14 protein-coding genes are annotated in these 14377 nt (G+C 53.5%); 4 read left to right on the forward strand and 10 right to left on the reverse strand.

All coding sequences use genetic code 11. The annotated features are described in order from the left end of the window. Positions 1–35 precede the first annotated feature (35 nt). The 3 genes from recF to dnaA all read right to left on the reverse strand — a co-directional run bounded on the left by recF (position 36) and on the right by dnaA (position 3862). Positions 36–1139, reverse strand: a complete 1104-nt coding sequence (gene recF / locus ACT3TC_RS12025; protein WP_193053432.1) for a DNA replication/repair protein RecF — start codon at positions 1137–1139, stop codon at positions 36–38. Between the two features lie 97 nt (positions 1140–1236). Continuing rightward, positions 1237–2340 carry a DNA polymerase III subunit beta gene (gene dnaN / locus ACT3TC_RS12030; RefSeq protein ID WP_087106978.1) on the reverse strand — a complete coding sequence of 368 codons (1104 nt, stop codon included), beginning with the start codon at positions 2338–2340 and terminating at the stop codon, positions 1237–1239. A gap of 58 nt (positions 2341–2398) precedes the next feature. After that, on the reverse strand, positions 2399–3862 hold the full coding sequence (gene dnaA, locus ACT3TC_RS12035; protein WP_192526760.1) for a chromosomal replication initiator protein DnaA: 1464 nt from the start codon (positions 3860–3862) through the stop codon (positions 2399–2401). 532 nt (positions 3863–4394) lie between these two features. Here dnaA and rpmH point away from each other — a divergent pair. From rpmH to mnmE, 4 genes are all read left to right on the forward strand, one after another. Beyond that, positions 4395–4529, forward strand: coding sequence for a 50S ribosomal protein L34 (gene rpmH, locus ACT3TC_RS12040; protein WP_172118745.1), 135 nt, complete (start codon positions 4395–4397; stop codon positions 4527–4529). A gap of 13 nt (positions 4530–4542) precedes the next feature. Then, on the forward strand, positions 4543–4944 hold the full coding sequence (gene rnpA / locus ACT3TC_RS12045) for a ribonuclease P protein component (protein WP_192526761.1): 402 nt from the start codon (positions 4543–4545) through the stop codon (positions 4942–4944). A 115-nt stretch (positions 4945–5059) separates the two neighbouring features. Then, entirely contained in the window at positions 5060–6748 is a 1689-nt protein-coding gene (gene yidC / locus ACT3TC_RS12050) for a membrane protein insertase YidC (RefSeq protein ID WP_193053434.1), read from the forward strand. 100 nt (positions 6749–6848) lie between these two features. Next, positions 6849–8219 carry a tRNA uridine-5-carboxymethylaminomethyl(34) synthesis GTPase MnmE gene (mnmE, locus tag ACT3TC_RS12055; RefSeq protein ID WP_193053435.1) on the forward strand — a complete coding sequence of 457 codons (1371 nt, stop codon included), beginning with the start codon at positions 6849–6851 and terminating at the stop codon, positions 8217–8219. Between the two features lie 151 nt (positions 8220–8370). Here mnmE and ACT3TC_RS12060 read toward each other — a convergent pair whose 3' ends face one another. From ACT3TC_RS12060 to hemJ, 7 genes are all read right to left on the reverse strand, one after another. After that, complete coding sequence (locus ACT3TC_RS12060) at positions 8371–9216, reverse strand: 23S rRNA (adenine(2030)-N(6))-methyltransferase RlmJ (RefSeq protein WP_193053436.1); 846 nt, start codon at positions 9214–9216, stop codon at positions 8371–8373. An 88-nt stretch (positions 9217–9304) separates the two neighbouring features. Next, positions 9305–9979: an OmpA family protein gene (locus tag ACT3TC_RS12065; RefSeq protein ID WP_192526767.1), complete on the reverse strand. Its 675-nt coding sequence runs from the start codon at positions 9977–9979 to the stop codon at positions 9305–9307. Between the two features lie 31 nt (positions 9980–10010). Continuing rightward, on the reverse strand, positions 10011–11177 hold the full coding sequence (gene hemW / locus ACT3TC_RS12070; RefSeq protein ID WP_444622519.1) for a radical SAM family heme chaperone HemW: 1167 nt from the start codon (positions 11175–11177) through the stop codon (positions 10011–10013). Beyond that, complete coding sequence (gene rdgB / locus ACT3TC_RS12075) at positions 11170–11778, reverse strand: RdgB/HAM1 family non-canonical purine NTP pyrophosphatase (protein ID WP_444622520.1); 609 nt, start codon at positions 11776–11778, stop codon at positions 11170–11172. The genes hemW and rdgB overlap by 8 nt, the downstream gene beginning before the upstream one ends. Positions 11779–11819: 41 nt before the next feature. Beyond that, positions 11820–13100 (reverse strand): glutamate-1-semialdehyde 2,1-aminomutase, encoded by a 1281-nt coding sequence (gene hemL / locus ACT3TC_RS12080; protein WP_192526769.1) that lies wholly within the window; start codon positions 13098–13100, stop codon positions 11820–11822. A 36-nt stretch (positions 13101–13136) separates the two neighbouring features. Further along, positions 13137–13946 (reverse strand): bifunctional hydroxymethylpyrimidine kinase/phosphomethylpyrimidine kinase, encoded by an 810-nt coding sequence (gene thiD / locus ACT3TC_RS12085; RefSeq protein ID WP_444640216.1) that lies wholly within the window; start codon positions 13944–13946, stop codon positions 13137–13139. Next, positions 13946–14377 (reverse strand): protoporphyrinogen oxidase HemJ, encoded by a 432-nt coding sequence (gene hemJ / locus ACT3TC_RS12090; RefSeq protein WP_087107012.1) that lies wholly within the window; start codon positions 14375–14377, stop codon positions 13946–13948. The genes thiD and hemJ overlap by 1 nt, the downstream gene beginning before the upstream one ends.

Below are 14377 nucleotides of genomic sequence, written 5' to 3' on the forward strand. Positions count from 1 at the left end.
CACTCCGTCGTGAAGTCTGTCTTGTCCCGTATCGTCTACCCATCTTGCACCAACTGGCCAAGCCCTTGCGGGTCATGTTTCACGTGAAACATGCTAACCAGGGTTTTAGATTGCCACATAGGTTGTAATGCGGCGGGGTCGACGCTGGTAATAAATGCCTGACACTGCATCTCTTCAAGCAACTGACAGAAACGCTGTTGGTGTTGCACATCCAGCTCTGCTGGCAAATCATCAATTAAATAAATGCAGTGACGCTGTGCCGTTCTTTCCAGAAACCGCCCCTGGGCAAGCTTGAGTGCGCTTACCACTAGCTTTTGCTGGCCTCTGGAAAGTACTTCAACAGCAGGCTGTTTATTAAGCCTGATACGCAAATCGGCACGCTGAGGGCCTTGTTGGGTAAACCCCTTTTGCTGATCGGTGACTCGGTTATCCTGAAGCACATCAGCCAGCGTTTTCTGTTTGTCCCATCCTCGAGCGTAGTTAAGTTTTAAGCCAGGTAATGGAAGAAGTACATTCAGCGTTTCTTCAAAGACAGGCAGAAACTCACTAAACCATTCAAACCGCAACCTATCGACTACCTCGCCCCATAGCGCCAATTCTTGTTCCCAGGCCGCCATTTCCTGTGGGTCTATTCTACCACGCCTGAGTAATGCGTTCCGATGTTTCACTGCTCGACGTGTACGCTTCCATGCTTCCAGAAAGTGATGTTTCACGTGAAACACTCCCCAGTCAAGAAACTCGCGCCGCCCGGCTGGAGACCCTTCAAGAAGCCTAAAAGCGTCAGGATTGATTAGTTGCAAAGGCATCGCCTCGACCAACTCGGCCAAGCGTACCCCCTTATCCCCACGCAAACGCAGCTCTAGTTCACGCTGAGCCCGTAACCGGCGCACCCCTATGGAAATCTCTGGCTCCCCTTTCAGGCGCCCGTAGAGCGTCATATGCGCCACATCAGATTGGATGGCATGCTTTAGCTGACGGGTACGAAACGAGCGGCCCATTCCCAAAACATGAATGCCTTCCAGCAGGCTGGTTTTGCCACTTCCGTTCAGCCCAGTGATGATATTGATCCCCCGAGAAGGATGCATATCCAGCGGCGCTAAATTCCGTAACCCTTGGAAGTTAAGCTGACTCAAGCTCATGTAAACACTCGGGTAAAAGGCGTAACCACCTCCTAAGAGAAAGCGGCGCCCCTGCTACCAGAAGCGCCGCCCCGTTTGGCATTTATAAAACGCTATATTACAACCGCATGGGCATAACAACATACAGCGCATCGCCACCACCCGGCTCTTCAAGCAGCGCGCTGCTATTAGGGTCGGCCAGCGTTATTTGCACTCTGTCTTCATTTAGCACGCTAAGCACGTCAACCAAATAACCCACGTTGAAGCCGACTTCCATCGCAGAGCCGTTATATTCGACGGCCACGTTCTCTTCGGCTTCTTCCTGTTCAGGGTTATTCGCCATGACCTTAAGGTTGCCCTCTTCCAGGTATAAGCGCACACCACGATACTTCTCATTGGAGAGAATCGCTGTACGTGACAGCACCTGACGCAACTCGGCGCGTTCAGCAATGAGCACCTTATCGCCATTGCGTGGTACGACGCGCTCATAGTCAGGGAACTTCCCGTCAATCAGCTTGGACGTAAAGGTGAAATCACCGGTATGAGCACGCACATGGGTTGAACCCAACGTCAGGCTTACCGGCTCATCGCTATCATCCAACAGGCGCGAAAGCTCAAGAATACCCTTACGAGGTACAATCAGCTTCTGCGGCTGGCTAACCGCGACATCAACAGGACGTGAACACATCGCCAAGCGGTGGCCGTCTGTCGCCACCGTGCGTAGCAAGTTACTTTGAATTTCCAACAGCATGCCATTGAGATAGTAGCGAACATCCTGCTGCGCCATGGCAAATGATGTGGTTTCAATAAGATGCTTTAACGTGCCCCGTGGAACGCTTAACTCCTGACTGCTATCGGCATCTTCAATATTGGGGAATTCAGCGACCGGTAATGTCGAGAGCGTAAAGCGTGAACGACCGCTGCGCAGCACCGCTCGGCCATCTTCAACGGTCAGTTGGATATCGGACTGATCAGGCAGCGATTTACAAATATCCATCAGCTTACGAGCAGGCACGGTTGCCGCCCCTGGCTGGTCAACCTGGCTTGCGACAGTACGCCCGATGAGTTCAACCTCAAGGTCCGTACCGGTTAGTGCGACCTGGTCACCTTCGACCTGAATCAGCACATTAGACAGTACAGGTAGCGTTTGGCGCCGTTCTACCACGCCTGCCACCAGAGTCAGCGGACGCAGCAATGCCTCTCGGGAAATGGAAAATTTCATCAACACTCCGGTTTATATCCTGAAAACCTGCAGACGGCAGGCCAATCCCATGGATGATTTAGCTGGTTAAAAGGCGCAACAGATTTTTGTAATCTTCGCGAATATCCGCGCTCTCCTCTTGCAAGGCTTTCACCTTGCGGCAAGCGTGAAGTACCGTTGTATGATCACGGCCACCAAACGCATCGCCAATTTCCGGCAAACTATGATTGGTCAATTCCTTGGCTAGCGCCATGGCCACCTGCCGGGGGCGAGCGACTGAGCGCGAGCGTCGCTTGGATAATAAATCTGCCACCTTGATTTTGTAATACTCGGCGACTGTGCGCTGGATATTATCTACACCCACCTGCTTATCTTGTAGCGCGAGTAAATCTTTTAGCGACTCACGAATAAAGTCCTGGGTAATCGGCTTACCCATAAAGTGTGAGTCAGCAATCACTTTTTTCAGTGCCCCTTCCAATTCACGTACGTTCGAGCGAATTTTTTGAGCAATAAAGAAGGCCGCATCATGAGGTAAATCAACTTTGGCCTGGTCGGCTTTTTTCATCAAGATGGCTACGCGGGTTTCAAGTTCGGGCGGCTCAATAGCCACCGTCAAGCCCCATCCAAAGCGCGATTTCAGGCGCTCCTCAACACCACTGATCTCCTTTGGATAACGATCAGAGGTGAGAATCATTTGCTGGCCGCCTTCCAAAAGCGCATTAAAGGTATGGAAAAACTCCTCTTGGGAGCGCTCCTTGCCAGCAAAAAATTGAATATCATCAATGAGTAACGCATCAACACTGCGATAAAAGCGTTTGAAGTCGTTGATCGCATTAAGTTGAAGTGCCTTGACCATATCGGCAACAAAACGCTCAGAATGCAGATACACCACCCGGGCATTTTCCCGGCGGCCAGCCAGCGCATTGCCTACGGCGTGCATCAAGTGCGTTTTACCCAGACCTACCCCACCGTATAGAAATAGTGGGTTATAGGCGCCACCCGGATTTTCTGAAACCTGCCGAGACGCCGCACGCGCCAGTTGGTTGGATTTACCTTCCACGAAGGTATCAAACGTAAAATTTGGGTTCAGCCCACTGCCGTGCTTAAGACTACCTTCGACCTGGACCTGACGCTCATTAGTCCGCCGGCGCGGCGTTTCTTCACGCTCACGCAGCTGATCAATTTCACGCTCATCGGCAATATCACCGCGCGGGGGCGTATGCACTGAAGGCGCCGAGGTTGAAGCGGAAACAGGATTACCCAAATCACGCGGCTGGGGGACTGCCGCTACTGGACGACGGCTACCTACGGTCAGGCTTACTTTGGGTGGTTTAGACGGCGCAAGCTCGCGGATCAGCTCACTGATTCGCTTGGCATACTTGTCACTCACCCAATCGCGCACAAAGCGATTAGGCGCCAGTAAGCGCAACTCATTGGACTCTCCTTCTTCTGCCTGCAAGGGACGTATCCAGGTATTGAATTGCTGAGAATTCAATTCGTCCTGCAGGTAGTCCAGGCACTGTTGCCAAAGCGCGAGTGACACTCATCTCACCATCAGTTGAAAACGGCCGACCATTGTAGCGCTCTAAAGCTTGGTTATCCACACGGGTTTGGCTAACAATTATGCCTGTGGACAACTTATCGTAAGCACGTGGGACAACCCGCTGATGGAGTGGGGACAGATCCGTTTTTAGCGTTTTTCCACATCTCTACGCACATCAAAACAACAGTTTATAGACCGCTTATACGACACTTATGCACATTGTTTTTATGATTTTATCATATTGATTAACCTATTTATTATTCACTTATCCACAAATAGTATCCCCACTATTAATAACAACAAGATTTAAAAACCTCATTAGTAATAATAACTGTTTTGATTTTCGCGTAAAAAAGCCGGCAGGCCCCATGCCCACTGCCTTTTTGTTGGTTTTTATGCAAGGAAAAATTGCACCCGGCGCGGGAAGCCTCTACAATTTCCGGTCTTGAATTGAAACTCCCCGGCTAGTTTCCTCACTGGGCCGGGTCTTTTGGATTCACATCCGTCCTAAACCACGTGGGAATTACGAGTTATGAAACGCACTTTTCAACCCAGCGTTCTCAAACGCAAGCGCATGCATGGCTTCCGTGCTCGCATGGCAACCAAAAACGGCCGTGCCGTTATCTCTCGCCGCCGTGCGAAAGGCCGCAAGCGTCTGAGCGCCTGATCTCGGATTGCGTGTGCCGCCTCAAGGCTTTCCCCGGCGTTTGCGTCTTTTAAACGCTGGGGATTTTAGTCACGTGTTTGAACAAGCTGACCTTAAAGTTCATGGCAAAGGTATGATGGCGTTAGCGCGCATGACTACCCGAGGGCATCCTCGCATTGGACTAATCGTCAGCAAGAAAAATGCAAAGCGCGCTGTAGATCGCAACCGCTTTAAGCGTCTAGTCCGAGAGTCCGTCAGGCTTCGCCAGGATCACCTTCCCTCCATGGATATTGTGATATTAGCCAAGCGCGGTGTGCAGGATATCGACAATGAAACGCTTAGTCGGCAGTTGCATGGTATGTGGAAACGCCTTCAGCGTGACGCGCAAACGGTATCAATTGCACCACCGCTTGATGGCGTAACACGTGACACTTGACGACACACCTCGCCGCTCGACCTCGGCCTGCCGCTTGGCAGGCTTTCGTGTGTCATGGGTCGAGTAAATGACACTGCGCCATTAGCATGTTCATCACCCAGCGGGCAGAACCCTCATGGACGTAAAACGACTTCTCTTACTGATTCCAATGGCAGTACTTGCCTATCTACTGGTGATCCAGTGGAATCAGGATTATGGGCCGACAGATTACGACTCGACGCCTGAAATTACGCAAAGCAGTAGTGACGCCCCCTCAGCCAATGCTGAAAGCAGTAACGACCTGACGGTTCCGTCAACGTCGGCACCCAACAGTGCGGTAGACGATGGGCTGGCAAGCAGTACTGAAAGCGAAACATCTAGCCGTGACTTTATTGCGGTGGCTACCGATGTTCTCGACGTGCGCATTGACCCGCACGGCGGCGACATTATTTATGCTGCGTTACCTCAGCATAAAATGACGCTGGATACTGAACGCAACTATGTGTTGCTCTCGGATAATTCAACGCGTAGCTATGTTGCACGTTCCGGCCTACAGCTGGACGGGCAAGCAAGTCGTATTGAATTTACTCCGGAAAGCAATGCCTATCGTCTGGCAGATGATGATGACCAGCTGGTCGTTGATTTACGGGCAGACGTTAACGGCGTTGATATTATCAAGCGTCTTACGTTCGAACGTGGGAATTACGCGGTCAATGTTGATTACTATATTGCCAATAATACCGATGCGCCGGTAAGTGCTCGTTTTATTGGCCAATTAGCGCGTGATAACAGCCCTGACCCGTCAAGCGGCGTTGCCATGGGTATGAACTCCTATATTGGGGCAGCGTACTCAACGCCAGACGAACGTTATGAAAAGATCGATTTTGAAGACATTCAAAACCGTAACTTTGAAAATCGTGAAGCCCAGGGCGGCTGGATTGCGCTTATCCAGCACTACTTTGTTTCTGCCTGGGCACCGCCCCAAGATCAGCAAAACCTTTACTACGTTACCACTGACTCAAGTGACCGTAACGTGGTGGCGTTTGCAGGCCCCACCAGCAACATTGCGGCGGAAGGTGAAGCGACACTGGGCGCCACGCTCTACATGGGCCCCAAGGTTCAGGATCACCTTGAGCAAGTGGCACCCAATCTGCGCCTGACCGTTGACTATGGCTGGTTGTGGTTTATTGCCAACCCACTGTTCTGGTTGCTGGATAAGATCCACGACATCGTGGGCAACTGGGGCTGGTCAATTGTTCTGCTGACGGTTGTGGTTAAGCTGGTGCTCTTCCCGCTGTCTGCCAAGGCTTATAAGTCAATGGCACGCATGCGGAAACTGGGCCCGGAAATGCAGCGTCTTAAAGAGACCTATGGCGATGATCGTCAGAAAATGTCTCAAGAGATGATGAAATTCTACCAAAAGGAGAAGATCAATCCTTTAGGTGGCTGCTTACCCATCGTCATACAGATGCCGGTGTTTATCGCGCTTTACTGGATGTTGCTGGAGTCGGTAGAGCTGCGCCATGCGCCGTTTATCTTCTGGATTCACGATCTATCGGTGAAGGATCCTTACTTCATCCTGCCAATACTGATGGGTATATCCATGTATGTTCAGCAGCTGCTGAACCCGACACCTCCGGACCCCATGCAGGCGAAGATCATGAAGATGCTGCCGATTATCTTCACCTTCTTCTTCCTGTGGTTCCCGGCGGGTCTGGTCATCTACTGGGTAACCAACAACATCATTTCGGTCGCGCAACAGTACTTTATTACGCGTAGTATCGAAAAAGACCCCAGTGTGGGTAAAGGAATGCGAACCAAGTAATCCTTGTTAACCACGCTCCCAGACCCCCGCCCTCGTGCGGGGGTCTGGCGTTTTAGAGACGACAAATTCACAATGTACGCATCCATTAATGAGGCGCGCCATGGCTGAACGACTTTATACCCAGGATACGATTACTGCTCTGGCGACACCGCCTGGGCGTGGCGGCGTAGGGATTATTCGCGTCTCAGGGCCTGCCTGTCGCGATATTGCAGAGTCCGTACTCGGCCACTGCCCGGCGCCTCGGCATGCCTATCACGGCCCCTTTAAGGGCGCTGATAGCATTATTGACGAAGGCATCGCCCTGCTGTTCAACGGCCCTCACTCCTTTACCGGCGAAGATGTGCTGGAGCTACAGGGGCACGGTGGCCCCATTATCATGGACATGCTGCTTGAGCGTTGTGTGGCCTTGGGCGCGCGGTTGGCGCGGCCTGGTGAGTTCTCCGAACGGGCCTTTCTCAATGACAAGCTCGACCTTGCCCAAGCCGAAGCGATTGCCGACTTGATTGATGCCACCTCGCGTTCAGCGGCGGAAAATGCCGTGCGCTCACTACAGGGCGAGTTTTCTACCCGCGTCTCCCATCTGGTTGAGCGGCTTATCGAGCTGCGTGTCTATGTAGAAGCCGCCATCGACTTCCCTGAAGAGGAGATCGACTTTCTGGCGGATGGTCATGTCGCCCAGCGTTTGGAAAGTGTTCAGCAAGCACTCAGCGACGTGCGCAAAGCCGCCGGCCAAGGGGCGCTGTTACGCGAAGGCATGAACGTGGTCATTGCCGGTCGCCCCAATGCGGGTAAGTCCAGCCTGCTTAATGCGTTGACCGAACAAGAGACCGCCATTGTGACTGATATTGCAGGCACCACGCGGGACGTGCTGCGTGAGCACATCCATATTGATGGCATGCCACTGCACATTATTGATACGGCGGGCTTGCGCGATACCCCGGACGCCGTTGAAAAAATCGGTGTCGCCCGCGCCTGGGCAGAAATCGAGAAAGCCGACCGGGTACTGCTATTGGTGGACGCCTCTACCACCGAGGCGACCGACCCCATGATGATCTGGCCCGAGTTTGTCGCCCGCCTTCCCGATCAAAGCCGTTTAACGTTGGTACGTAACAAAATCGATACCAGCGCTGAGCAGGCTGGAATTGATTTATCCACAGTCACTCCCACGCTTCGCCTTTCCGCCAAAACCGGTGCGGGTGTGGATAACCTAAAAACCCATTTGAAAACCGTGATGGGCTTTGCGGCGACCACCGAAGGACGCTTCTCCGCACGTCGGCGTCACCTGGATGCCCTCGACCGGGCAATGGCAGCGCTTGATACCGGCCGTGCCCAGTTGGATGGCTACGGCGCTGGAGAACTGCTGGCCGAAGACCTTCGCGACGCGCAGCAAGCGCTGAGTGAAATTACCGGCGAGTTTAGCGCTGATGACTTGCTGGGCGAGATTTTTGGCAGTTTCTGCATCGGCAAGTAATACGCTCACTTTATGGATCGGCGGGGCGGCGCTGTTGTTCCACCGTAATCCTAACGTCAAATGGTTTAGAATAGTGGTGGTAGTGGAGCGTGTTAAAACCACGCTAGAGATCATCTAGCGGGCGGCTTTCACTCAACGTTTTTGTGCCACCCTACTCCTCAACCCACCACTGCGCCTCAACGCGGCTTTCACTTCCAAGGCAACGGGTTACCTCTGCCATTGCGGTCTTCAGGCGCTCATCAAGCCCCCAGGGCGGGTTAACGACCAACATACCACTACCGTACATACCGTGCGTTTGCTCGCCTGGCGCGCGCAGCAAAAGCTCGCTGCGCCACATTTTGCGAATACCGCTTGCCTTTAACCCGTCCAATAACGCGTGATGATGCCCAGCGGGTAGCAGGGGATACCACATCAGTAGTATGGCGTGGCGCGCCTTTTCAAGCGTGTATATCGCCGTATCAACCACTTCCTGGTACTCCGCTTTACGCTCAAAACTAGGGTCAATCAATACGCAAAGCCGCGGGGTAGACACCGGCAGCATGGCCGTTAAACCCGCTAAACCATCGCCATAGATACGTTTTGCCTGAGGAGGAAGAGACTGCGTGTTCAAGTGCTCATGCTCACCCGGATGAAGCTCAAAAAGGCGCAGCTTATCGTGCTCGCGCAATGATTGGCTTAGCCACCATGGGGAGCCGGGATAGTGCGTTAACGCACTGGTACTGGGCTGAACGCTGGTGACAGCATTTAACCAATCACAGAGTAACGGGTCGGTGAGTACCTCGCGTTCGTGCCATAGCGGCCAAATACCCTCACGATACTCCTGAAGCCGCTGCGTCTCTTTGGTGGCGAGTGGGTAAAGCCCTCTTCCCGCATGCGTATCTATATATGTAATGGGTGTTTTTTTACGTAATGAATAATCAACGACGGCGTAAAGCGTCAAGTGTTTGTGTACATCGGCAAAATTACCGGCGTGATAGGCGTGTTGATAAGACAGCATGGTAACTCGCAGATAAGTGAACGAAAAAAGCCCGCTATGGGATCATAGCGGGCTTTAAACGGTAATGCGCGGGGGAGTTATGTCTTACTTAGCCCTGGCCGTTACCGATTGGCGTCAGGGTGATTTCAACCCGGCGGTTTTGCGCCCGGCCCTGCTCGGTATCGTTGCTGGCAACCGGCTGGTTAGCGCCGTATCCCATGGTGTTAAGACGCGAGGAGGATACCCCGTTTTGACTTAAGTAGTTGCCCACTGACTGAGCTCGGCGCTCAGAGAGACGCTGGTTGTAGCTGGCATCCCCGGTGCTGTCGGTGAAGCCGGCAATATTAACTCGCGTATCGGTATACTGCTTGAGCACGTTAGCCACTTCATTAAGCGCACTGCGCGCATCGCCGGTTAGATCTGAGGAGTCAAACCCGAACGTCACGCTGCTGGGCATATTCAGTACGATGTCGTCGCCGCGACGGTCGATTTCAATGCGCGAGCCCTCCAGGTTCTGGCGAAGCTGCTGTTCTTGACGGTCCATGTAAGCGCCAATACCAGCACCCGCAGCAGCACCCACGGCAGCACCAATCAAGGCACGATCACGACGGCTGGTACTTCCGCTACCCGAAAGTGCACCCGCAGCAGCGCCTACCGCCGCGCCAATCCCAGTCCCCATGCCGGTCGATGAACGTTGTGTCTGGCCACCATAAGGGTCAGAGGTGGCACAACCCGCCACTAAGATCGCAGCAGCCAATGGGGTCAGTAGTCGAGAAATACGCATCACTCACTCCTTGTATATTTTTGCGCTTGAATTATTCGTCGCTGATAAAGGCCAGCAACTCATTCAAGAATAATAGACCTTGAGGCGATGCACGCAGCTTTTCGGGCATTTCCATCAAAAGTCCTTTTTTGGCGGCGGTGTGTAAACGCGCTAAAAGTGCTTCCTGCGGCTGGCCGGTATGCGCCGACCAGGCCTGCATGGCAACCCCTTCGGTTAAGCGAAGCGCATTCATGGAAAACTCAAGCGGCAACTCGTCCGCCGCGATAGGCTGCTTGCCCGCCACGAAACCGCGTGGGTCATTATCACGCCGTAAGTAAGCATCCGGCTGGCGCGTTTTCCAGCGCCGTTCAATATGCCACTGCCCTTGCGGGTCAATCGTCGTCAGCTTACCGTGTGCCCCGGCGCCAATACCCAGATAGTCGCCAAACTGCCAATAGTTGAGGTTGTGCCGACTCTGCTTGCCAGGTTTTGCGTAGGCCGAAATCTCGTAGCGTTCAAAGCCCGCCTGCTCCAATCGCTGATGGCCAAGCTCCTGAATATCCCAAAGCGCCTCCTCTTCAGGCAGAACAGGTGGCTGTGAATGAAACGCGGTATTGGGCTCAAGGGTTAGCTGATACCAAGAGAGATGGTCCGGTGACAGCGCAAGCGCCTGGTCAATATCATCAAGCGCCAGGGAGGGTGTCTGGCCAGGCAAGCCGTGCATCAGGTCGATATTAATATTATCAAACCCCGCCGCACGCGCCTGGCCTACCGCAGTAATAGCCTCTTCACCGCCGTGAATACGCCCCAAGGCCTTCAACTGAGCGGGCTGAAAGCTTTGAATACCCAACGAGAGACGATTGATGCCCGCCTCGCGGTAGCCCGTAAAGCGTGCCTGCTCGGTGGTACCAGGATTCGCCTCCATGGTGATTTCTATATTGGGCGCGAAGGGCAAGCGTCGGCGTATTCCATTAAACAGCCGTTCAAAGAACTCGGGCGACATCAGGCTTGGCGTACCACCGCCAATAAAGATGGTTTGAATCTGACGCTCAGCAGCTAACGCCAGATCGCCATCCAGATCATGAAGTAGTGCTTTTAAATAAGCTGATTCGGGTAAATCACCGTTAGGTTCATGAGAGTTGAAGTCACAATAAGGGCACTTGCGTACGCACCAGGGCGTATGAATATAGAGCGATAACGGAGGTAATGGCTTAGCCATGTGCCACCTTAAGTATATCAACCAACCCTTGAAGCGCCCGCCCACGGTGGCTTAGCCGATTTTTTAAGTCACTGGGTAATTCCGCCACGCTCATTCCCTGGTCGGGTAGCCAGAACAGCGGGTCATAGCCAAAGCCACCCTCTCCGCGTGGATGAGCAAGTAACTCCCCTTCCCAGCTGTGCTGAACAATAACCGGTACCGGATCAGCAGGATGGCGCAAATACACCAGCACGCACCAGTAGCGCCCGGTGCGCTGACCTTCCGCACAGTCATTAAGCGCTGCCAATAGTTTTTCATTGTTACGCTGATCGCTTTTCGGCTCACCAGCGTAGCGTGCGGAGTAAATCCCCGGCGCCCCTGAAAGCGCATCAACCTCAAGGCCGGAGTCATCAGCAAGCGCCGGTAAGCCGCTAACCCGGCTCGCCTCACGCGCTTTTAAAAGGGCATTTTCAACAAAGGTTAACCCCGTTTCTTCGACATCATGTACGCCAAAATCTGCCTGTGGGCGAACATCCAACCCCAATGGGGCCAGCAGTTGATTGAACTCGTTAAGCTTTCCCGCATTGCCGCTTGCTAGAACAAGGGTATTTACCGTGGCCATTGTATTTCTCCCGGCATGGATATAGCAGACAGGTTGCCTGACTACATTATTGAGAAGGCTTTTTCTGCAGCATCCAGCGTAAATTGGATATCCTCAGGCGTATGAGCGCTCGACATAAAGCCTGCTTCAAACGCCGAAGGGGCCAGATAAACGCCGTGATCCAGCATTGCGCCAAAGAAGCGGCGGAACGCCTCGGGGTCACACGCGGTTGCCTGGGCAAAGTTATCCACACGGCGTTGAGAGGTGAAAAACAGCCCAAACATGCCCCCCGCTGACTGTGTCATCATGGAGACACCGGCTGCATTAGCACGCTCTTTCAGGCCGCTGCAGAGTGTTTCAACCCGCTGAGAAAGCGCGTCATGAAAGCCGGGGACCTGGAGCTTGGTTAATAACGCAATACCTGCCGCCATCGCCAAGGGGTTACCCGACAGCGTACCTGCCTGATAAACCGGCCCCATGGGGGAGATATTTTGCATAATCTCGCGCTTGCCGCCAAACGCACCGACTGGCATACCACCACCAACAATCTTACCGAGGCACGTTAAATCAGGCGTAATGCCGTAATGCGCCTGAGCCCCGCCCAGCGCAACGCGGAATCCGGTCATGACTTCATCGAAAATCAGAATGCTTTCATGCTCGTTACACACCCGGCGCAGTGTTTCCAAAAAGCCCGGCTGGGGAGGAATACAGTTCATGTTACCTGCAACAGGTTCAACAATAATGCAGGCAATCTGGTCACCGATTTCAGCAAAGCACGCCTCAACGCCTTCAATATCGTTATAGGAGAGCGTAATGGTGTGCTCGGCAAGTGACGCGGGAACACCTGGCGAGCTGGGTTCGCCATGGGTGAGCGCGCCAGAGCCCGCTTTTACCAGCAACGAATCTGAATGGCCGTGATAGTTACCTTCAAACTTAACGATCTTGTCGCGCCCGGTGGTGCCGCGAGCCAAGCGGATCGCCGACATGGTGGCTTCCGTACCGGAGCTGGTCATGCGCACCATTTCCATGGTGGGGATCATTTCGCAGATCAGATCTGCCATGGTGGTTTCAACCGCGGTCGGGGTACCAAACGAGAGACCGTTGTCCAAACGAGCACGTACCGCTGCCAACACATCCTGGTCCGCATGACCGGTAATCATTGGGCCCCAGGAACCTACATAGTCCACGTAGCGGTTGCCTTCCACATCAAACAGATAAGCGCCCTGGGCGCGCTCCATAAATACCGGCGGACGGTGCAGGCCTTTAAACGCACGTACCGGCGAATTTACGCCACCTGGAATATGGCGGCTAGCAAGCTCAAACAGTTCAGCAGATGTGGTCATGGCGTCCTCAATATCAATGGCGTAGCGCGAATAAAATCAAAAGCGAACCGGCCGTGGCAAGCGATTAGGTAAACACTGCCCGCTAGGCGGCTGATATCCATGAGACAGACTCTCCCAGGTAAAGTGCTGGGCCTGTTCACAGGCCGTCGGCAAACGCTCACCGGCGGCCAAGCGTGCCGCAATGGCAGATGCCAAGGTGCAGCCTGAACCGTGAAACCGTTCCGGCAGACGTGGCCACTGCCATTGGCGCGTGGTATCCGGCGAGTGCAGTGTATTAACAACCTGCTGCTCGTTACCTGGAACAGGCTCATCGGTCGCGGTTACTAAAATAGCCTGGCAACCCTGGGATAAAAGTGCGACGGCGCGCGCCGTATCATCCAGGGGGCCGTCAATCTCTGGGGTGAGCTGCTTAAGCTCATAACGGTTGGGAGTTAAGATATCCACAAGCGGTAGCAGGCGAGTCGCATAGAGGCGTTGCAATTGGGGTGTAGATAACTCAGTACCGCCACCGGCTTTAAGTACCGGGTCGGCCACAACCGGGATACCAGGGAAACGGCGAATAATCTGCTCAGCCGCCCTTAGCGTTGCCTCATCTGCCAACAGGCCCAGCTTGATCGCAGCAACCTGCATCCCGCTAAGCGCCTCTGCCATTTGGCGCATCAACGCGGGGTCTGCCGGAACGACATGGCTCACGTTATGGCAGTTTTGTACCGTTAACGCGGTGGGAATCGTCACTGCCCAACCGCCACAGGCGGCAATGGCTTCGCTATCTGCCACTAAACCCGCTCCGCCCGTCGGGTCATGGCCCGCCAGTACTAAAACAACCGGTGAAAGAGGTTGGCGCATCAAAAAGGTTTCACAACGGCAAGTAGAATAATCGCCACTAGCGCAATCACCGGCGCTTCATTGAACCAGCGAAAGAATGTGTGGCTTTTCGTGCAGCGATCCTGGGCAAACTGTTTTAAATAAATCAGACAGACGTGATGATAGGCGATCAGCAGTACCACAAAGGTGAGTTTAACGTGCATCCAGCCTTGGCTGAACCAGCCGGGCACCAGATACAGCATTGCCCCGCCAAAGATAAGCACCAGTATCATGGAAGGCGTCATGATGCCGCGATAAAGCTTACGCTCCATGGTTTTGAAATAGGCGATAGCTTGATCGTCGCCTTTATCTCGTGCCATGGCGTGATACACATACAGCCGCGGCAAATAAAACAGGGCGGCAAACCAGGTCACCATGGTCATTAAATGCAGGGCCTTCAACCATAGATACAT

Source organism: Halomonas sp. AOP27-A1-41 (genome assembly GCF_052378605.1).
Taxonomy (GTDB): Bacteria; Pseudomonadota; Gammaproteobacteria; order Pseudomonadales; family Halomonadaceae; genus Vreelandella; species Vreelandella citrativorans.

Coding starts and splice junctions, on each gene's coding strand:
- ACT3TC_RS12065 (WP_192526767.1), bottom strand. CDS start 9,979: ATGCGTATTTCTCGACTACTGACCCCATTGGCTGCTGCGATCTTAGTG.
- yidC (WP_193053434.1), top strand. CDS start 5,060: ATGGACGTAAAACGACTTCTCTTACTGATTCCAATGGCAGTACTTGCC.
- mnmE (WP_193053435.1), top strand. CDS start 6,849: ATGGCTGAACGACTTTATACCCAGGATACGATTACTGCTCTGGCGACA.
- thiD (WP_444640216.1), bottom strand. CDS start 13,946: ATGCGCCAACCTCTTTCACCGGTTGTTTTAGTACTGGCGGGCCATGAC.
- hemW (WP_444622519.1), bottom strand. CDS start 11,177: ATGGCTAAGCCATTACCTCCGTTATCGCTCTATATTCATACGCCCTGG.
- hemJ (WP_087107012.1), bottom strand. CDS start 14,377: ATGTATCTATGGTTGAAGGCCCTGCATTTAATGACCATGGTGACCTGG.
- recF (WP_193053432.1), bottom strand. CDS start 1,139: ATGAGCTTGAGTCAGCTTAACTTCCAAGGGTTACGGAATTTAGCGCCG.
- rdgB (WP_444622520.1), bottom strand. CDS start 11,778: ATGGCCACGGTAAATACCCTTGTTCTAGCAAGCGGCAATGCGGGAAAG.
- dnaN (WP_087106978.1), bottom strand. CDS start 2,340: ATGAAATTTTCCATTTCCCGAGAGGCATTGCTGCGTCCGCTGACTCTG.
- hemL (WP_192526769.1), bottom strand. CDS start 13,100: ATGACCACATCTGCTGAACTGTTTGAGCTTGCTAGCCGCCATATTCCA.
- rpmH (WP_172118745.1), top strand. CDS start 4,395: ATGAAACGCACTTTTCAACCCAGCGTTCTCAAACGCAAGCGCATGCAT.
- ACT3TC_RS12060 (WP_193053436.1), bottom strand. CDS start 9,216: ATGCTGTCTTATCAACACGCCTATCACGCCGGTAATTTTGCCGATGTA.